Raw genomic sequence first — 19904 nt, 5'->3', positions numbered from 1 at the left:
GAGACTTTGTCGGCAAACCGAGAGCCCGCCTGACTGAGGATCGGCTCCGCTATTTTCAATTCTCGATCAGGCCCGAACCGGCAGCAGTCTTCACGCCGCCACCGGAAAAACATTCATCCCTTTACGCGAAGCAGCCGGAGGGCATTGATCGTCACCAGCACCGTGGCGCCGGTATCGGCCAGAATCGCCGGCCAGAGCCCGGTGATGCCGGCGATGGTCGTGACCAGGAACACCGCCTTCAGCCCGAGCGCGATGGTGATATTCTCCAGGATATTGCGCGTCGTCCGCTGCGACAGCGCGATCATCCGCGCCACGTCGCCGACGCGCCCGTGCAGCACGGCGGCATCGGCCGTCTCCAGCGCCACATCGGTGCCGCCGCCCATGGCGATGCCGATGTCGGCGGCGGCCAGCGCCGGAGCGTCGTTGATGCCGTCGCCGACCTTGGCGACGACGAAGCCCTGGCGCTTCAATTCGCCGACAACCCGCTGTTTGTCCTCGGGCATCATCTCGCCGCGCCAGTCGATGCCGAGCATGCCGGCAACGGCTGCCGCCGTCCGCTTGTTGTCGCCCGTCAGCATCATCGCCTTGATACCGGCCGATTTAAGCGCCGAGAGCCCGGCTTCGGCATCCTCGCGCGGCTCGTCGCGCATGGCGATCAGGCCGGCTGCCGCGCCATTGACGAGCAGCACCGACACGCTCTTGCCCTCGTCATTCAGAACAGTGATGCGTGCATCCTTGTCGCCGTCGAGGGCCCCGCGTTCGCGGGCAGCGGACGACGACAGCAAATCGAGAGTCTCGCCGCCGACTTTGCCGCTGACACCCTTGCCCGGCAGCGCTTTCAGTTCGAAAGCCGGCGGCATGGGGACGCCGTCAGCCTTGGCGCGTTTGAGGATCGCCAGCGCCAAGGGGTGGCTGGAGCCTTGCTCCAGCACTGCCGCGCGCGACAAGATCTGCGCCTCACTCAATCCGAAGGCAACGATATCGGTCACTTGAGGCTTGCCTTCCGTCAGCGTGCCCGTCTTGTCGAAGGCGACCATCGTCACCTTGCCGAGGCTTTCCAGCACCGCGCCGCCCTTCATCAGCAGCCCGCGCCGCGCGCCTGCGGACAGCGAGGCGGCGATCGCCGCCGGCGTCGAGATGACGAGCGCGCAGGGGCAGCCGATCAGCAGGATGGCAAGGCCCTTGTAGATCCATTCGTCCCACGCGCCGGCAAGGAAGAGCGGCGGAACGACCGCGACGAGTGCGGCGACCACCACCACGCCGGGCGTGTAATAGCGCGAAAAGCGGTCGATGAAGCGTTCCGTCGGCGCCTTCGATTCCTGTGCCTCTTCCACCAGCTTGACGACGCGGGCGATGGTATTGTCGGCAGCGGCCGCGGTGACGCGAACCCTGAGCACCGCATCGCCATTCACCGTTCCGGCAAAGACGACGGCATCGACGCCCTTGCGCACCGGCGTGCTCTCGCCCGTCACCGGCGCCTCGTCGATCGCGCTCTCGCCCGAGACGATGATGCCATCAGCCGAGATGCGGTCGCCCGGACGCACCATGATGATGGCGCCGACGGCGAGGCTTTCCGCCGGCACCTCCCGCATCTGACCATTATCTTCGAGCAGCGCGCTCTTCGGCACCAGCGACGTCAGCGACTGGATGCTTTCGCGCGCCTTGCCGGCCGCGACACCCTCCAGCAGCTCGCCGACGAGGAACAGGAACACGACGGTGGCCGCCTCCTCCCCCGCATTGATGATGACGGCGCCGACGGCGGCGATCGCCATCAGCATTTCGATCGAAAACGGCGTGCCTGAGAACGCCGCCATGACGGCGCGCCGCGCGATCGGCACAAGACCGATGAGCATGGCGACGATGAAGGCATAGGACCCGATCGCGGGTATGAGATGGCCCACGGCATAGGCGGCAATCAGCGCCGCACCCGAGAGGATGGTCAGCCGGCCCTTCCTGCTCTGCCACCAGGGACCGGTCATCGGCCCATGATCGTGCCCATGCAGGCCTTCGATTTCCTTCTCGCCATGATCATGGTCATGGCCGGCATGATCATGGCCATCATGATCGTGATCGCCATGGTCGTGGTGGCGATGATCGTGCGCGCCGTGGTCCTGCGCCGGCGCCGCGCTTCCGGCAAAGGGCGAGACCGAATAACCGAGCCCCGTCACCCTCTTCTCGATCGCCTTGAGGTCGCTGCTGCCGTCATGCCGGACGGTCATCGTGCCCGCCATTACCGAGACGGAAACATCGGCGACTCCAGCCACGCGCCTGACCGCCGCGTCGATCTTGCTCGCGCAGGCGGCGCAATCCATGCCGCCGACCCGGTATCGTGTCTCGTTCGTCTCAGCCATGATCCGCTTCCTTGTCAAACAGAAGCACCCCTCCTACATCCTCTAGCGACTAGAGGTGCAAGAGGAAAATCATGAAAAAGATCACGATCGGCGAAGCCGCCCGCCGGAGCGGGGTCAAGGTGCCGACGGTGCGTTACTACGAGAGCATCGGCCTGCTCGCAGCGCCGAGCCGCAGCGAGAGCAACCAGCGCTCCTTCGAACCTGCCGATATCAGTCGCCTCACCTTCATCCGCCATACCCGCGAACTCGGCTTCGAGATCGAGGCGATCCGCACGCTGCTCACCCTGCAGGACGATCCGCATCAATCCTGCGCCTCGGCCGATGCCATCGCCAAGGCGCGCCTCGTCGAGGTCGAACAGCGCATCCGCAGCCTGATGGCTTTGAAGGCGGAGCTGGAAACCATGGTGGAAGGCTGCGGCCACGGCCGCGTCGACCAATGCCGTGTCATCGAGGTTCTCGCCGACCACGGTCAATGCACACATTCGCACCATTGATCAGCCAGCGCCCTTGCAGGTGATCCGCCCTCACGCCAAAACTGCATCAGAAAGAATCGGGCGAAGACATCCATGAACCAGAAGCGGGTTGCGATCATCGGCGGCGGCCCGGCGGGCCTTGCGGCTGCCGAACTGCTTTCGCTCTCCGGCCGTCTGGTGACGGTCTACGACGCCATGCCGACCTTCGCCCGCAAGTTTCTGCTGGCCGGCAAGTCGGGGCTCAACATCACCCATTCCGAGGACTATGTCAGTTTCGTCACGCGCTTCGGCCCGGCCTCCGCCCGTCTACGCCCATCGCTCGATGCCTTTACGCCTGACGATATCAGGCATTGGGCCGCAGGGCTGGGAACAGAAACCTTCATCGGCTCGTCCGGAAGGGTCTTCCCTGATGTGATGAAAGCCTCGCCCTTGCTGCGCGCCTGGCTCAGACGGCTGGAGGCGCAGGGCGTCACGCTGCGCACCCGCCACCGCTGGATCGGTTTTGCTGACGAGGGCTTTGTTTTCGAAACGCCCGAAGGACGCAGACTCGTCCATTGTGACGCGGCGCTGCTGGCGCTCGGCGGCGCAAGCTGGCCACGCCTCGGCTCCGATGCCCGCTGGCTGCCCTGGCTGGCCGAGAAAGGTGTCGAGATCGACGCCTTCCGGCCCGCCAATTGCGGCTTCGTCGTCGGCTGGAGCGAGAGCTTCCGCGAACGCTTCGCCGGCGAGCCGGTGAAATCGGTCACCGCCACCTCCGAAGCCGGAACCTTTCCCGGCGAATTCGTCATCACCGCAAGCGGCATAGAGGGCAGCCTGGTCTACGCTCATGCGGCGAGCCTCCGCGACCGGCTGCGGAGCCAGGGCAGCGCTGCCCTGACGCTCGACCTCGCCCCTGGCCGCACGGTCGAACGGCTGACCCGCGACCTTACACGGCAGGACGCCAAATCGAGCTTCTCGAACCGCCTGCGCAAGGGCGCCGGCCTCGACGGCGTCAAGGCGGCCTTGCTGCGGGAATTCGCACCCGAGCGCGACCGAGCCGATCCCGGACGTCTCGCCGGCATGATCAAGGCCCTGCCGGTGCCGGTTCTCGAAACGAGGCCGATCGGCGAGGCCATCTCCTCGGCCGGCGGCATCCGCTGGAGCAGTATCGACGACGGCTTCATGCTAAAGGCGCTGCCGGGCACCTTTGTCGCCGGCGAAATGCTCGACTGGGAGGCGCCGACCGGCGGTTATCTCCTCACCGCCTGCCTTGCGACCGGCCGCGCCGCCGCGCGCGGCATAGAAGCCTGGCTGCGCGGATAAGCGCCGGCGCTCGCAGGCTGGACAGCGAACAAGAACTTCCTTCGATCAGGCCGAGGCTGCACGAAACGTCATGACAAGACCATTCATGCAGTAGCGAAGTCCAGTTGGCTTCGGGCCATCATCGAAGACATGTCCGAGATGGCCGCCACAGCGGCTACAATGGACCGCCGTGCGCGCCATCCCGAAACTGGTGTCGTGTGTGGTGCCGACGGCATGGTCGAGCGGCGCCCAAAAGCTCGGCCAGCCGGTGCCGCTATCGAATTTGGTCGCCGAGGAAAAGAGCTTTTGCTCGCAGCCGACGCAGGCGAAAGTGCCCTTCCGCTCCTCATGCAGCAACGGGCTGCTGAAGGGATTTTCCGTCCCCGCCTGACGCAGGATGACGAATTGATCCGGCATCAGCAGCTTATGCCATTCCTCATCGGTGTGGGTCACCGGAAACGTTTCGTCGGTGATCGCCTTGCCCGCCCCCAAGCGAACTGCAAGCGCTCCGAAAGCGGCACCCATCAGCAACAATCGTCTGTTAAACATGGCAGGATCTCCTCGTCCTTGCAAATCTGTTTCTCCGCGGAACTACGGGCGAAAGCGTTCTTTTGTTACACTCTCCGCGCCCAAACACCGAAATGTGATGCTGCCCCTTTCGGCGAAAGGAGCCGACGCTGGCGCCCGTCAAATGCCGCCTGATTGCAAACCGGCCGCTTTTCCATCAGACTGTGCTGAAGTTCCGTGGGAGGAGCAGATGCACGAACAGTCAGCGCACGCGGAGCATGTCTATACCTCTGCCCAGCGCGATTCCGCCGCGGCCAGCTCTCCGGTGGTCGCCTCCTGGCGGCGATGCATGACCATGCACCAACTCGCCCCCGAGGATGAACGGGCGCCGCTACGCCTGACCGATGAGGAATTTCGGCGCGCCCGCGAACAGTCTGGGCAGCTGATCGCCAGCGCGACTGAGGAACTCGATCGCCTCTTCACCACCGTCGGCAAAGCCGGCTGCTGCCTGCTTCTGACCGACAGGAACGGCATTGCGCTGGAGCGCCGGGGAGCGGCCGGCGACGACAAGGAATTTCGCGAACTCGGCCTCTGGACCGGCTCCGTCTGGACCGAGGCGAGCATCGGCACCAACGGCATCGGCACCGCGCTTGCCGATGAACGCGCCGTCGCCATCTTCCGCGATCAGCATTTCTTCTGCGCCAATATCAGCCTCAGCTGCACGACGGCGCCGATCCGCGATCACCGTGGCCGGCTGGCTGCGGCCCTCGACATCTCCACCTGCCGCGAAGACGTCAACGAGATGACCCTGGCGATCCTGACGCAGACTGTGCGCGATGCGGCGATGCGCATCGAGCTCAACCTCTTCCGTTCGGCCTTTCCCAGCGCCCGCTTCCTGATGGTCCCGGCCGGCGCCAATTCGGCTGCCGCCCTGCTTGCCGTCGACAGGCATGATCTGGTGCTTGGCGCAACCCGCGCCGCCCGCATCGCGCTGCAGCTGGACGACAGGCGAATTGCGGCCGGCATTCCGGCCGCCGATGCTCTGCGCGAGGCGAGCGTCTCGCAGCAGGAAGAGATAGTCGAGGCGGAAAAGGCGGCCTTGCTACGGGCGCTGTCGCGCACCAGCGGCAACGTCTCGCAGGCGGCAATCGCGCTCGGTATCAGCCGCGCCACGCTGCACCGGAAGATGAAGAAGTTCGACCTGCATTAGGCCCATCCCGAATATATCTCAAACACGGCTTATCGTGACGCTGCCCTGTCGCATGCCTGCGACAGTGTGCACTGCGGTATCGAAGCCCTCCCCTGTTCCGTTCATCAAAACACGCCCATTTTGCCTCCACTGGTTCACTTGGGAACCTGGCTCATCACGGGAGGATGACATGCTTCATCAGAAAATCGTCGAGTCGCCGTTCAAGCTGAAATACGGCAACTATATCGGCGGCGAATGGCGCGAGCCGGTCGCAGGCAAATATTTCGAAAACCTGACACCCGTCACCGGCGGCAAGCTTTGCGACATTCCCCGCTCCGATGAAAAGGACATCAATCTCGCGCTCGACGCCGCTCACGCGGCCAAGGAAAAATGGGGCCGCACCTCCGCTGCCGAGCGCTCCAATATCCTCATGAAGATCGCCCAGCGCATGGAAGACAAGCTGGAATTGCTCGCCCAGGCCGAGACCTGGGACAATGGCAAACCGATCCGCGAGACGATGGCGGCCGACATTCCGCTGGCGATCGACCACTTCCGCTATTTCGCCTCCTGCATCCGCGCCCAGGAAGGTTCGATCGGCGAGATCGACAACGATACCATCGCCTACCACTTCCACGAGCCGCTCGGCGTCGTGGGCCAGATCATTCCCTGGAACTTCCCGATCCTGATGGCCACGTGGAAACTCGCTCCGGCGCTTGCCGCCGGCAACTGCGTCGTCTTGAAACCTGCCGAGCAGACGCCGGCCTCGATCCTGCTCTGGGCCGAACTGGTCGGCGATCTCTTGCCGCCCGGCGTGCTCAACATCGTCAACGGCTTCGGCATCGAAGCCGGCAAGCCGCTGGCGACCAGCCCCCGTATCGCTAAGATCGCCTTCACCGGCGAGACGACGACCGGCCGGCTGATCATGCAATATGCCAGCCAGAACCTCATTCCGGTGACGCTGGAGCTCGGCGGCAAGTCGCCCAATATCTTCTTCGCCGATGTGATGGCCGAGGACGACGATTTCCTCGACAAGGCGCTCGAAGGCTTTGCGATGTTTGCCCTCAATCAGGGCGAAGTCTGCACCTGCCCGAGCCGCGCCCTCGTCCAGGAATCGATCTATGACCGCTTCATGGAAAAGGCGGTCAAGCGCGTCGAGGCGATCAAGCAGGGCAACCCGCTCGACAGCGCGACGATGATCGGCGCCCAGGCCTCGACCGAGCAGTTGGAAAAGATCCTCGCCTATCTCGACATCGGCAAGCAGGAAGGCGCCGAGGTCCTGGCTGGCGGCTCCCGCAACGATCTCGGCGGCGAGCTGGCGAACGGCTATTACGTCAAGCCGACGATCTTCAAGGGTCACAACAAGATGCGGGTGTTCCAGGAGGAGATCTTCGGGCCGGTTGTTGCGGTCACGACCTTCAAGACCGAAAAGGAAGCGCTCGAAATCGCCAATGACACGCTCTACGGTCTCGGCGCCGGTGTCTGGAGCCGCGACGCCAATCGCTGCTACCGTTTCGGCCGCGAGATCCAGGCCGGCCGCGTCTGGACCAACTGCTACCACGCCTACCCCGCCCATGCCGCCTTCGGCGGCTACAAGCAGTCCGGCATCGGACGTGAAACCCACAAGATGATGCTCGAACACTACCAGCAGACCAAGAACATGCTGGTGAGCTACAGCCCGAAAGCGCTCGGCTTCTTCTGAGGTATGAGGAGGGAAAAACCCCTCCCCAACCCCTCCCCACAAGGGGGAGGGGCTTAGAATGCCGCCCCGACCATGTTCCTCGCCAAGGCCTCAGCAGGAAGATGCGTTGGTCTTAGGGTGAAGCAGTTCAACAAGTTAAGCCCCTCCCCTTGTGGGGAGGGGTTGGGGAGGGGACTTCTTCCTCCCGAAACCTTGGAGGAAGACCGATGGAAACCACCGTCAACGGCGAACCGCGTGTGCTCGCAACGGATGCGGCCCTCGACCTGATCGCCGAGATCAAGCGTGATCATCCCGATATCCTCTTCCACCAGTCCGGCGGCTGCTGCGACGGCTCCTCGCCGATGTGTTATCCCGCCAATGAATTCATGACCGGTGACAGCGACGTCAAACTTGGCGAGATCGGCGGCGTGCCGGTTTATATCAGCGCCAGCCAGTTCGAGGCGTGGAAACATACGCAGCTCATTATCGATGTCGTGCCCGGCCGCGGCGGCATGTTCTCGCTGGATAACGGCCGTGAGAAACGCTTCCTCACTCGCTCGCGTCTCTTTGGCGGTGGCGAGGCCTGCGTCGTCCCCGATGTGAGCGGCAGGCGGGTGATTTAGGACAAGGATTTCGCCTGCACTTCCCCGATCGCTTCTGCCTGTGCTTGCCTTGCCGTGCAACCTGGATCATCAATGCGCGACATTGTCCAATAGGGGCACAGCCAGGAGATCGATTGCCATGAACGACCAGAAAGCCGTGATCGTTACGGGAGCCGGCGGCAACCTCGGCAGCGCCGTTGTCCGTGAGCTCGCCGGCGGCGGTGCAAAACTCGTCTGCATGAACCGTTCGAGCCAGGAGCTGGAGGCCTTGGCCGGCGAGCTTCCAGCCTCCACCGAGTTTCTGTCGATCGCCGGAACGGATCTCACCGATTATGCCTCCTGCGCCGCCGCAGTCGCCCGAGCCGTCAAGCGCTTCGGCGGCGTCAGTGCCCTGATCAATACGGTCGGCGGCTTCCAGATGGGGCCGGTAGGTCCGGATGCGCCTGCGCAATGGGAGACGATGATGAACACCAACGCCCGCACGGCGCTGACGATCAGCGCCGCGGTTCTTCCAGCGATGAAGGCCGCGGGCTACGGCCGCATCGTTCATATCGCTGCCGCACCCGGCCTGAAGGCCGGCGCCAACCAGGCCGCTTACGCCGCTTCGAAAGCCGCCGTCATCCGCCTGACCGAGGCGATCGCTGCGGAAAACCGCGACCACCGCATTACCGCCAACTGCATTCTGCCCGGGACGATCGACACACCCGAGAACCGCGCCGCCATGCCCAATGCGAAAACGGACGGCTGGGTATCGCCGCAATCGATCGCCCGCCTCATCGCCTTCCTGATTTCACCGGCCGCAGCCGTCGTTACCGGCGCAGCAATCCCGGCCACCGGCCGCGAATAAGACCAGGGCTACTCCGCTTTAGACGGTTGCATGCCGCTCGGCTTGAGGTACGATTCCTCCTCATAGGGTGCGCGGGTAGCGGGCGGGGCGCGATGGTGTTGATGATCGCATTGCGGCGGCATTTGCCAGAAGGCGGGTGGTTTCGATGACGGAGGGTCCCGCATTGCGCGCCGTCGGCGCTACCGGCCTGCTGCGCGAGGAATGGTTCCTCGGCGTCAGCGTCGCGACGAGCCTGGCATTTCTTGCTTTCCAGGAGCAGCTCTTCGGGCAGCTTTCCGACCTGCTTTGGTTCACGGTCATTTTCGGGTGGCTGTTTGCCGTCGTGCTCGGCTCCGCTCTGTCGGTCGTGCGGCACGCGGACCACCTGGCCGAGCGGCTGAAGGAGCCTTACGGCACACTCATTCTAACGCTTGCCATCACTTCGATCGAGGTGATGGCGATATCGGCCGTCATGCTTCACGGCGAAAACAATCCCACGCTTGCCCGCGACACGCTGTTTGCAGTCGTCATGATCATCCTGAACGGCATGGTCGGCCTGTCATTGCTGCTCGGCGCGTGGCGGCGGCCGGAACAGCAGCATAACCTGCAGGGTGCCAACGCCTATCTCGGGGTGATCGTGCCGCTGGCGACCTTGAGCCTGGTTATGCCGACATTTCTGGCAGGCCCCGACGGACAGCATCCATCGGCACCGAGACAGCTGATACTGGGCATCATATCGGTCGGCCTTTATTCCACGTTTCTGTTTCTTCAGGCCGGCCGTCATCGGGACTATTTCGCGGACGACGGCAACCGTCAGGAACCTCGCGGCGAACATATCCCTCGCCACGGACCCGTCTGGCCTCACGCCATCTTGCTGGTCGCCTATATGGCTCCCGTCGTCTTCCTGGTCGAACAGCTTGCACGGCCGATCGATTACATTATCGAAACCCTGCATGCGCCAACCGCATTTGGCGGTGTTGTCATGGCCATCCTTGTCGCGACGCCTGAGGCGATCAGCGCTGTGCGCGCGTCTGTCGCCAATAATCTTCAGCGCTCCGTCAACATCTTCCTTGGTTCGGTATTGTCGACGATCGGGCTGACGGTGCCGGCGATGCTTGTTGTCAGCCAGCTCTACGGACACCCCGTGACACTCGGCCTGGAACGCGGCGATCTGGTGATGCTCCTGCTCACTCTTGCCGTCAGCATCATCACCTTCGCCAGCGGCCGCACGCATCTCATGCAAGGTGCGGTCCATCTGGTGCTTTTCCTGGCTTACGTGCTGCTCATTTTCCAGCAATGATCCGCACGAGAATAGTAAAGTAAAGAGTTCCACGCTCCGCCTGTCTTCCGCTATGATAACGGCATATATTGCACAGTTTGCAAGCATCGCAGCACTTTCGGCATGCACGTGACGATAGGGAGACCGGACTTGATCTCACTGTTGCTTGGCGGACTTGTATTTGTTTTTCTGTCGGCGGCAACATCGATAGGAATGATGGTGCGCGGCCGCTTGCCGGACCATCATCTCAGTTCGGAGTCCAAGGATGTCATCAGGCTTGCAACCGCGGTGGTGGGGACGCTCTCGGCCTTGGCGCTCGGCCTGCTGATTGCATCCGCCAAATCGACCTATGACAATGCCGAGGTTGAAATGCGAACGGCGGCGGCTCGAGTCCTTCTGCTGGACCGCGTCATGGCGCAATACGGCCCGGAAACCGGCGATGCGCGTCGACTGCTGCGCCAACTCATCGAAAAACGGCTGAGCCGCGGCTGGACTGCCGAGACCACCGACGCGGCATCCGGCAAGGCGCTTGGAGAATATCAGGATATCGAGGCGGTTCAGGGCGACCTTCGATCCCTGTCGCCGAAGGATGCCGTCCAGCATTCTCTCCAGACGCGCGCTCTTGATGTCAGCGGCATGGTGGCGGAAACCCACTGGCTGCTAGTCGAATCCGGCAGCGAGGGCCTGCCCTGGGCCTTCCTCGCCGTTCTCGTCTGTTGGCTGTCGCTGCTTTTTGCGACCTTCGGGCTGCAGGCGCCGGCCAACCCGACGGTGCTGTCCATTCTCTTTGTCTGCGCGCTTTCCGTCGCCGGGGCGGTCTTCCTGATCTCGGATATGGCCAATCCCTATATCGGGCTGGTGCGCGTTTCCGATGCACCCTTACAATCCGCCATCGAGCGGCTTGGAAAGCCGTAGCCGGCTCACGGCAGTCGTCGAAACCCGGCAGGCGCCCCATTATCGGGCTTCCCGCTTCACCAGGGTTCAATTGTGCACCAAGGGCTATTGCAATTTTTAGCAATGCCGCGACATAATATCGCATGCCTTGAACCTTCGGCAGACAGGTGGGGGTCGACGTCGAGGCACGCATGAGGACTGGGCTCGTACAATGTCGGGGCGGCGGCAATGCGTGGGAGATTGCATCAGGGTCTGCGATTTTTTCTGACATTTGCCGGCATGGCAATGCTCGCCGGCTGCGAGGAGAGCGGCAACACCTATGTTCCCCCTCCTCCGCCGCCGGTTCGTGTCGCGCAGCCGGTTCAGCAACCGGTCACGCTCTATTTCGAACTCACCGGCAATACCGCGCCGCTGAATGCCGTCGATATCGAGGCGCGCGTCCAGGGCTATATCCAATCCATCGACTACCAGGACGGCATGATGGTGAAGAAGGGCACCAAGCTCTTCGGCATCGAGCGCGATACCTACCAGGCGCAGCTGGATCAGGCGAAGGCATCGCTTGCCTCGCAGCAGGCCTCCCAGGTCGGCGCAAAGCAGGAATATGACCGGCAGCTCAATCTCATGAAGCAGCAGGTGACCACCCAGACCGCGGTCGACAGCGCCAAGGCGACGCTCGACGAGGCGAATGCGGCCATCCTCAACGCCCAGGCCAATGTCGAACTCGCGACGATCAATCTCGGCTATACCGAGGTGCTCGCTCCCTTCGACGGGATCGTCACGGATCACCTCGTCGATATCGGCACGCTGGTCGGCGTGTCCGGCCCCACCAAACTCGCCAGCATCGTCCAGACCGATCCGCTATATGCCTATTTCAACGTCAGCGAAACGCAGGTGCTGATGATCAAGGAAACCCTGGCAAAGCAGGGACATACCTTCAGGCAGACGGAGCTTCCGAGCATACCGGCGGAGATCGGTCTGCAGACGGAAGAAGGCTACCCGCACAAGGGACATCTCGATTACGTATCACCTCAGCTCGATGCCTCCACGGGCACGCTCCAGGTCCGTGCCCTGTTCGACAACAAGGATCACGCCATGCTGCCCGGCCTCTTCGTGCGCGTTCGGGTGCCGGTCGGCCATAACGACAAGGCGCTGCTGGTGCGCGACGATACGATCGGAACGAACCAGCTGGGCAGCTACCTGCTTGTTCTCGGCAAGGACGATGTCGTCGAGCAGAAGCAGGTCAAGACCGGCCAGCGGGAAGGTGCGCTGCGGGTCATTCAATCCGGTCTCGATCCGGCCGACTGGGTGGTGACTCAAGGGATTCAGCAGGCCATTCCCGGCAGCAAGGTCACGCCCGACAAGATCGACATGAACCCGACGGCCAATGCCGCCGGCGATGCCAAGGCCAATACCACCACGCAATGAATTCGCCACCACGCTTCCTCTGAACGTCTGAGGCAACAGCATGATCTCGCGTTTCTTCATCGAGCGACCGGTACTTGCCAACGTCCTGGCATTGGTCTTCGTGCTGGTCGGCGCGGTCGCCCTGTTCCAGCTGCCTGTGGCGCAATATCCGAATGTCGTCCCGCCGACGGTGCAGGTGACGACGCGCTTCCCCGGCGCCAGCGCCCAGACCCTCGTCGACACCGTCGCGCTGCCGATCGAGCAGCAGGTCAACGGCGTGCAGGACATGCTCTACATGCAGTCGACCAGCGCCAGCGACGGCACCTATTCGCTGATCGTAACCTTTGCCATCGGAACGGATCCGGATCAGGCCCAGGTTCTGGTGCAGAACCGCGTCGCCATTGCGATGTCGTCGCTTCCCGAAGCGGTGCAGCTTCAGGGCGTGACGACGCAGAAGAAATCGACGGCGATCCTCGGCTTCGTCAGCCTGACCTCGTCAGACAGCCGCTATGACAGCCTGTTCCTGTCGAACTACGCCGTCATCAATCTGCAGAACGAACTCGCCCGCCTGCCTGGAGTCGGCAACGTGACGGTGTTCGGCGCCGGCCAATATGCAATGCGGATCTGGATGGATCCGAACCTGCTGCAGGCACGCGGCCTGACGCCGCAGGATGTCGTCAGCGTCGTGCAGCAGCAGAGCCAGGAGGTCGCCGCCGGCCAGATCGGCATTCCGCCGGTGCCGCAAGGGCAGGTCTTCCAATACACGCTGAACGTCAATGGCCGGCTGAACGAGGCCGCCGACTACGAGAACATCATCGTCAAGGTCGAAAGCGGACAGGGCGGCCGCATCACGCGCGTCCGCGATATCGGCCGTGTCGAACTCGGCGCCCAGACCTACAGCCAGTCCTTCACGCAGAACGGCCGGCCGGCGGCCGGCATCGGCATTTTCCAGCTGCCTGAGGCGAACGCCATTGCGGTGGCGCAGGCGGTGAACGCAAAGATGGAGGCGCTCTCGAAAAGCTTCCCGCCGGGCCTCGAATATCATCTGCCGTTCGACACGACGAAATTCGTCAAGGCCTCCATCGACGAGGTTTACGTCACCCTGATCGAAGCGGGTGTGCTCGTTCTCATCGTCATTCTGGTTTTCCTGCAGGATTGGCGGGCAATGCTGGTGCCGGCGACAACCGTTCCCGTCACCATCATCGGCGCCTTCGCCGCCATGGCGGCCTTGGGATTCACCGTCAACCTGTCGACGCTCTTTGCCATCGTTCTCGCGATCGGCATCGTCGTCGATGATGCCATCGTCATCGTCGAAGGTGTCGCCCGGCACATCGAGGCCGGCATGTCGGGCCGAAAGGCGGCCGAGAGGGCCATGGAGGAACTGCTCGGCCCCGTCATCGGCATCACGCTGGTGCTGATGGCGGTTTTCATTCCGGCCGCCTTCCTGCCCGGCCTGACCGGCCAGCTCTACCGGCAGTTCGCGCTCGTCATCGCCGCGACAGCGCTGATCAGCGCCATCAACGCCGTGACGCTGAAACCGACGCAATGCGCCCTCTGGCTGCGCGCGCCGGTGCCCTTTGAGAAGCGCAACGTCTTCTATCGCGGCTTCAACAGGTGCTATGATTGGGGCGAGCGCCACTATGCCGGACTGATCGGATCGATGACCCGTCACAGCGGCATCATGGCCATCGCGGCGCTCGCGCTGATCGGCCTCGCCGTCTGGGGGCTTACGCGCCTGCCGACCGCATTCCTGCCCATCGAGGATCAGGGCTATGTGCTGATCAGTACGCAATTGCCCGACGGCGCATCGAAGGAGCGAACCGATGCCGTCATGGAAGAGGTCGGCAAGATCGCCGAAGCCACTCCTGGTGTCGATCAGGTGCTGACCATCAGCGGTCTTTCCGTTCTCGACAACAATGCCAGCCTGCAGAATGCCGGCGTCGCCTATGTCGTTCTCAAGGATTGGGACGAGCGCGGCAAGCAGAAGGGGCAGGACCTGCTGTCGATCTATCAGCATCTGAACGACGCGCTGCAGCATGTGCTGAGCGCCAAAACGCTGGTGGTCGTGCCGCCGCCGATCCAGGGCGTCGGCAACGCCAACGGCTTTACCATGCAGGTCGAGCTCCGCAATGGCGTATCCGACTATCCGCTGCTGCAATCGCTTGCCGATACGATCGTCAGGAACGGCAATGCGCAATCATCGCTGCAGAGGCTGAGCACGCCTTTCCGCTCGAATGTGCCGCAGCTTGCGGTCTCCGTCGACCGCATCAAGGCGGAGACGCTGGGAATTACCGTGGGGCAGGTCTTCTCGGCTCTCTCCGGCTATGTCGGATCGAGCTATGTCACCCAGTTCAACAAATTCGGCCGCACCTTCCAGGTCTATGCGCAGGCCGCTTCCGATTTCCGCGTCAGCCCCGACGATATCCGCAACCTGAAGGTCAAGGCCGGCGACGGGACGATGGTGCCGCTCGGCACGGTCGTCGATGTCACCATGACGCAAGGGCCCTCGCTGATCAGCCTCTACAATCTCTATCCCACCGCGACCATCGTCGGCGGACCGGCCGCCGGCTTCAGCTCCGGCCAGTCGCTCGAGGTCATGGAGCAGATCGCCGACCACACATTGCCGGCGGGTGCCGGCTTCGAATGGACGGCGCTCTCCTATCAGGAGAAGGCCGTCGGCGGGCAGATCTACTTCATCTTCGCACTCGCCATGCTGCTCGTCTATTTCGTGCTCGCCGGCCAATATGAAAGCTGGATCCTGCCGTTGGCGGTCATATCAGCCGTGCCGCTCGCCCTGCTCGGCACGGTGGCGGCACTCATGGCAGCCGGCGTCGCCAACAATCTCTATACGCAGATCGGCCTTATTCTGTTGATTGCGCTCGCAGCCAAGAATGCCATCCTCATCGTCGAATATGCCAGGGAAAAACGGGCGGAGGGCATGGAAATTCTCGACGCCGCCGTCGAGGCCGCTCGCCTGCGTTTCCGGCCGATCCTGATGACATCCTTCGCCTTTATCCTCGGTGTCCTGCCGCTGGTGCTGGCAACGGGCGCCGGCGCATCGGCCCGCAAGTCGATCGGCATATCGGTTTTCAGCGGCATGATCGCCTCGACCTGCCTCGCCATCCTCTTTGTTCCGTCCTTCTATGTGCTGCTGCAGCGCCTCGAGGAGCACTGGAAGCGGCGCGGCGCGACCGTAAGCACGGCCGCACCAGTGGCGGAAGCGGAGATATCGAACATCAGGTAAGGCGATCGCAGCAATTATTGCACGATCACCTGCACATAGACGTTGCCGCTCTTGGCGTAATAATACCCGCCGCATCGATAATAATAGCCGCCGTAATAGGGACCGTAACGGCAGCCTGCCGGAAGCACGGCGATGGTCGTCGTCGTGCGTGTGACGACCCGCCGCGTCGTCCGGCGTGCCACACCAGCATAAGAGAGCGGCGTCAACGGCCTGCCGATGACGGCGCCCGCCGGCGTGGCTAGGCCGACCGACAACGGCATGGATCCCTGCTCCTCGATGTGAAAGCCGGTGAATGTCAGAACGCCGGCCAGGCCGAGGGCGAAGAACAGCTTCTTATAGGTCATTTTACCTCTCCCACAGCGGCGGCCTCGGGCAGTTCGTCAAGCGATTGCATCTCGCTGAGATCGACCGTCTTCGCACTGGCTGGAACTTCGATGGTGTAGGAAACGGCCGCGACATCCGCCCCGCTTTTGAAATCGCTGATTTCGAGCATGTATTGTGGCGCCTGGACGACATGCTTGCTGGTGATGACGTAACGGCGGGGTATCGGCTGCGGGCCGCTCTGTATCCAGATCTGCCAGTCGATGTCAGGCGTCCGGAAGGCCAGATATTCGCATTCGACGCCATCGACGAAGGCGCTGGAAATATGCTTGGCCTCCGTCACATCGGACATCAGCACGTCATAGACGTTGGAGGATAGGAGATCGGCGCCCGGCGCTTCGACGCCCGCGGTCATCAGCCTGTCGATCAGCTCGTCGAGCGAACCCTTGCCGTCGATCTTGGCATAGGCGTCGAGATTCTTGCCGTGAACCGTCAGCGACGAGCCATCGAAACTCACGTCGAGGTCGGCGAAACCGCCGGTCCTGGTGACGCGCAGCTTGTCGGGGCGGGTCAGGTTGGCTGTTCCCGAGCTTACGAACTGGAGCTTCTCGAAGTCGGGCGTTACCGCTTCGAGCGACGATTGGTAGGTGAAGGATATCGTCTTCTGCGCCGCCAGAAAATCGGACATCGTCTTTAAAAGGGCCTTCGCATCGTCCGCCCACGCGCTCGTCGGCGGTGCGAGGCTGACGGCAAGCGAGGCATAGAGGAGGATCCGCTTCAATCGCGGGAAAGGGAAAGTCGATGACATGGCAATGCCTTTCGTTCGTGTCGTCATTGATTTCATCGAATTGCAGATGGCAGCTGACGGACCCGCCGCAGCCGGACATATAATGTGAAAGATGCAATGCATGCGGGCGGGCAATGTGTGCTGCCGGCCTCTGCGGGACCGCGCACCGAATTTCTGGCTGGTGCGCGACGACCTTATTTCTGAGAGCAAGTTTCGAACGGGCGCTACAATCCCGAGGTCAGCACGCGATGGCACGCCGGAGATACGCGCTGCAGATTGTCGCGCAGACAGGCAATGCCCCGACCTCCTCCCAAAGGCACCATGCGGCACAAGGCCCGGAAGTCCGCTCCGCAGGTTTCCCGCAGGATCATCACTTCCTCACGCGGGGAAAAGGCCGGCATCATTGCCGGAGGGGCCGGCGTGACCGCACCGGTGGCCGCCGCATCGCCGGCGGCCGGCGGTGCCCCCGATCCCCCCAATGCCGCGACGGCTTGCTGACATGGCGCCGATAGAGCGGCATTATGCTGCTGCAGACAGTTGAGGGCCGCCGCACCGCCCGGCGTGACGCCGGAACATTGCGCCATGAAATCGCGCTGACAGGCCGATTTGACCGCATTGCGCTGCGCCTGCGTCGGCTGATGGGCCGGCGCGCCGGTCGCAGGCGCCGGGGTGGCCGTCGCGGCATTTGCAGGTGCCGCCGGCGTTGGTTCCGCGGATGTCGATTTGGGTTTGACGTTCACCGCAGAAACCGCCTTCCGGCAGCCTTCCGAAAGCGCAGCGCTATGCTGCTGCAGGCAGGTCAGCGCCTCGATCCCACCCGGCGTCACCCCGGAGCATTTGGCCATGAAATCGGAACGGCACTCCGCCCTGATCGCCTCGCGCTGCTCTTCGGTCGGCGCCTGCGCAGACGCAATGCCGGCGAAGAACATCACCGCGCAGAACGCCGATAATGTGGAAATTGCAGGCAGAAGACGACGCCTCCGATCCGAAGACGCCAATAGAGAAGCTCCCCATTTTCGCATGATTCCCCCCTATAAATCTCTGATCTACTTCATGAAATCGAACTGCCCTCTGAATAGAATAATAGGCGCCGCCGAATGGACGGACGTTGCTTACTGTCATGGAAATATAAGAGGCGCCTGAACTACGTATATTAGAATATTATCTCTTTAGCAACTATCTAGTCATCGCTCGAAAATCGATGGAGCCATGAGCGCCTCCCTTGCGGACTAGAACTGCGATGGCCATCGCTTGCGCGTGCATGACGGCGATAATCACCACCCAAACGCAAAAACCCGCCGAGAGGCGGGTTTTTGCGAGTTGTGTTTATGGAATTTGGTTTCGGGGGCAGGCTTTGTGATTTTTCTGTCCCGCTGCGTCGGCTTTGCCTGCTTGCGGGCCCCTGATTAGGCGTTAAATCCTCGACCCGTTACCAAACAAAAAGCCCGCGCTGAGGCGGGCTATTTGTTTGGTTGCGGGGGCAGGATTTGAACCTGCGGCCTTCAGGTTATGAGCCTGACGAGCTACCGGGCTGCTCCACCCCGCGCCATGGCAAGTCTGATTGACTTGCTGAGTATTATAACACGAAAGGCCGCTTTGTGAGCGGCCTTTTGTTCCGGCGTTTGCCGTTAGTCAGTTTCATTGTGAGAAGATTTAAAGTTGCGTTTTGCAGACCTGGCAGCGACCTACTCTCCCGCGTCTTAAGACGAAGTACCATGGGCGCAGGGGCGTTTCACGGCCGTGTTCGGAAAGGGAACGGGTGCAGCCACCCCGCCATAACCACCAGGTCGGCAAAGCGCAACTTTATGTTTGAGAAGCTGGTGAAGTCCTATGACTTCGTTTTGAACACGTTTTAGAGCTCCAACCGGACGAACACTTCGTGTTCGCCGGGACCGGGCAAAGGCTGGCGCCTTCGCCTTGTCAGGACGACCGCTTTGCGGTCGCCTTGAGATGAGCACAGTCAATGAGAACGATCAAGCCGATCGAGCTATTAGTACCGGTAAGCTTCATGCGTTGCCGCACTTCCACACCCGGCCTATCAACGTGGTCGTCTTCCACGGCTCTGATAGGGAATACTCGTTTTCAGGTGGGTTTCCCGCTTAGATGCCTTCAGCGGTTATCCCGTCCATATATAGCTACCCTGCTATGCCCTTGGCAGGACAACAGGTCCACCAGAGATATGTCCATCCCGGTCCTCTCGTACTAGGGACAGATCCTGTCAATATTCCTACACCCACGGCAGATAGGGACCGAACTGTCTCACGACGTTCTGAACCCAGCTCACGTACCGCTTTAATTGGCGAACAGCCAAACCCTTGGGACCTGCTCCAGCCCCAGGATGCGATGAGCCGACATCGAGGTGCCAAACAACCCCGTCGATATGGACTCTTGGGGGTCATCAGCCTGTTATCCCCGGCGTACCTTTTATCCGTTGAGCGATGGCCCTTCCACGCGGGACCACCGGATCACTATGACCGACTTTCGTCTCTGCTCGACTTGTCAGTCTCGCAGTCAGGCGGGCTTATGCCATTGCACTCGACGACCGATTTCCGACCGGTCTGAGCCCACCATCGCGCGCCTCCGTTACTCTTTCGGAGGCGACCGCCCCAGTCAAACTACCCACCATACACTGTCCCGGACCCGGATGACGGGCCGCGGTTAGACATCCATGACGATAAGGGTGGTATTTCAAGGATGGCTCCACGGAAACTGGCGTCCCCGCTTCAAAGCCTACCACCTATCCTACACATGCCGACACGAATGCCAGTGTAAAGCTATAGTAAAGGTGCACGGGGTCTTTCCGTCTGACCGCAGGAACCCCGCATCTTCACGGGGAATTCAATTTCACTGAGTCTATGTTGGAGACAGCGGGGAAGTCGTTACGCCATTCGTGCAGGTCGGAACTTACCCGACAAGGAATTTCGCTACCTTAGGACCGTTATAGTTACGGCCGCCGTTTACTGGGGCTTCGATTCAAAGCTTGCACCTCTCCTCTTAACCTTCCAGCACCGGGCAGGCGTCAGACCCTATACGTCGTCTTGCGACTTCGCAGAGCCCTGTGTTTTTGA

At 62.2% G+C, this 19904-nt stretch carries 15 protein-coding genes, 1 tRNA gene and 2 rRNA genes (1 of these 18 running past the window's edge); 10 read left to right on the top strand and 8 right to left on the bottom strand.

The features are described from left to right. Positions 1 to 113: 113 nt before the first annotated feature. Complete coding sequence (locus QMO80_RS15695) at positions 114 to 2351, bottom strand: heavy metal translocating P-type ATPase (RefSeq protein ID WP_283197382.1); 2238 nt, start codon at positions 2349 to 2351, stop codon at positions 114 to 116. A 71-nt stretch (positions 2352 to 2422) separates the two neighbouring features. On the opposite strand from QMO80_RS15695, the gene QMO80_RS15690 reads away from it, so the two are divergent. Beyond that, the gene (locus tag QMO80_RS15690; RefSeq protein WP_283197381.1) at positions 2423 to 2845 is read left to right on the top strand and encodes a helix-turn-helix domain-containing protein; all 423 of its coding nucleotides are present in this window, start codon (positions 2423 to 2425) and stop codon (positions 2843 to 2845) included. 72 nt (positions 2846 to 2917) lie between these two features. Beyond that, positions 2918 to 4126 (top strand): TIGR03862 family flavoprotein, encoded by a 1209-nt coding sequence (locus QMO80_RS15685; protein ID WP_283197380.1) that lies wholly within the window; start codon positions 2918 to 2920, stop codon positions 4124 to 4126. Positions 4127 to 4171: 45 nt separating this feature from the next. On the opposite strand, the gene msrB is transcribed toward QMO80_RS15685, so the two are convergent. Then, on the bottom strand, positions 4172 to 4654 hold the full coding sequence (msrB, locus tag QMO80_RS15680; RefSeq protein WP_283197379.1) for a peptide-methionine (R)-S-oxide reductase MsrB: 483 nt from the start codon (positions 4652 to 4654) through the stop codon (positions 4172 to 4174). A 208-nt stretch (positions 4655 to 4862) separates the two neighbouring features. On the opposite strand from msrB, the gene QMO80_RS15675 reads away from it, so the two are divergent. The 8 genes from QMO80_RS15675 to QMO80_RS15640 all read left to right on the top strand — a co-directional run bounded on the left by QMO80_RS15675 (position 4863) and on the right by QMO80_RS15640 (position 15728). Beyond that, complete coding sequence (locus tag QMO80_RS15675; RefSeq protein ID WP_283197378.1) at positions 4863 to 5822, top strand: helix-turn-helix domain-containing protein; 960 nt, start codon at positions 4863 to 4865, stop codon at positions 5820 to 5822. A gap of 169 nt (positions 5823 to 5991) precedes the next feature. Continuing rightward, positions 5992 to 7500: an aldehyde dehydrogenase gene (adh, locus tag QMO80_RS15670; protein WP_283197377.1), complete on the top strand. Its 1509-nt coding sequence runs from the start codon at positions 5992 to 5994 to the stop codon at positions 7498 to 7500. Positions 7501 to 7706: 206 nt separating this feature from the next. Next, a complete protein-coding gene (locus QMO80_RS15665) occupies positions 7707 to 8102 on the top strand; it encodes a DUF779 domain-containing protein (protein WP_283197376.1) in 396 nt (131 codons plus the stop codon). 118 nt (positions 8103 to 8220) lie between these two features. Continuing rightward, entirely contained in the window at positions 8221 to 8928 is a 708-nt protein-coding gene (locus tag QMO80_RS15660) for an SDR family NAD(P)-dependent oxidoreductase (protein ID WP_283197375.1), read from the top strand. Positions 8929 to 9073: 145 nt separating this feature from the next. Next, the gene (locus QMO80_RS15655; protein WP_283197374.1) at positions 9074 to 10207 is read left to right on the top strand and encodes a calcium:proton antiporter; all 1134 of its coding nucleotides are present in this window, start codon (positions 9074 to 9076) and stop codon (positions 10205 to 10207) included. A gap of 129 nt (positions 10208 to 10336) precedes the next feature. Next, on the top strand, positions 10337 to 11101 hold the full coding sequence (locus QMO80_RS15650) for a DUF4239 domain-containing protein (protein ID WP_283197373.1): 765 nt from the start codon (positions 10337 to 10339) through the stop codon (positions 11099 to 11101). Between the two features lie 207 nt (positions 11102 to 11308). Beyond that, positions 11309 to 12505, top strand: coding sequence for an efflux RND transporter periplasmic adaptor subunit (locus QMO80_RS15645; RefSeq protein ID WP_283197372.1), 1197 nt, complete (start codon positions 11309 to 11311; stop codon positions 12503 to 12505). 40 nt (positions 12506 to 12545) lie between these two features. After that, positions 12546 to 15728, top strand: coding sequence for an efflux RND transporter permease subunit (locus QMO80_RS15640; protein WP_283197371.1), 3183 nt, complete (start codon positions 12546 to 12548; stop codon positions 15726 to 15728). 14 nt (positions 15729 to 15742) lie between these two features. On the opposite strand, the gene QMO80_RS15635 is transcribed toward QMO80_RS15640, so the two are convergent. The 6 genes from QMO80_RS15635 to QMO80_RS15610 all read right to left on the bottom strand — a co-directional run. Further along, positions 15743 to 16072, bottom strand: a complete 330-nt coding sequence (locus QMO80_RS15635; protein WP_283197370.1) for a hypothetical protein — start codon at positions 16070 to 16072, stop codon at positions 15743 to 15745. Then, a complete protein-coding gene (locus QMO80_RS15630; protein WP_283197369.1) occupies positions 16069 to 16857 on the bottom strand; it encodes a DUF2092 domain-containing protein in 789 nt (262 codons plus the stop codon). Before QMO80_RS15630 ends, QMO80_RS15635 begins: the two co-directional genes overlap by 4 nt. 203 nt (positions 16858 to 17060) lie before the next feature. Next, a complete protein-coding gene (locus tag QMO80_RS15625; protein ID WP_283197368.1) occupies positions 17061 to 17858 on the bottom strand; it encodes a hypothetical protein in 798 nt (265 codons plus the stop codon). Between the two features lie 447 nt (positions 17859 to 18305). Then, positions 18306 to 18382, bottom strand: a tRNA-Met gene (locus tag QMO80_RS15620). A gap of 126 nt (positions 18383 to 18508) precedes the next feature. Beyond that, a 5S ribosomal RNA gene (gene rrf / locus QMO80_RS15615) occupies positions 18509 to 18623 on the bottom strand. Positions 18624 to 18805: 182 nt separating this feature from the next. After that, positions 18806 to 19904, bottom strand: a 23S ribosomal RNA gene (locus tag QMO80_RS15610) (it continues 1699 nt past the right edge of the window).

This window comes from Rhizobium sp. BT03, assembly GCF_030053155.1.
Classification (GTDB): domain Bacteria; phylum Pseudomonadota; class Alphaproteobacteria; order Rhizobiales; family Rhizobiaceae; genus Rhizobium.
The sequence above is the reverse complement of the archived record's forward strand: the minus strand, read 5'-3'. Positions and strand labels throughout refer to the sequence as shown.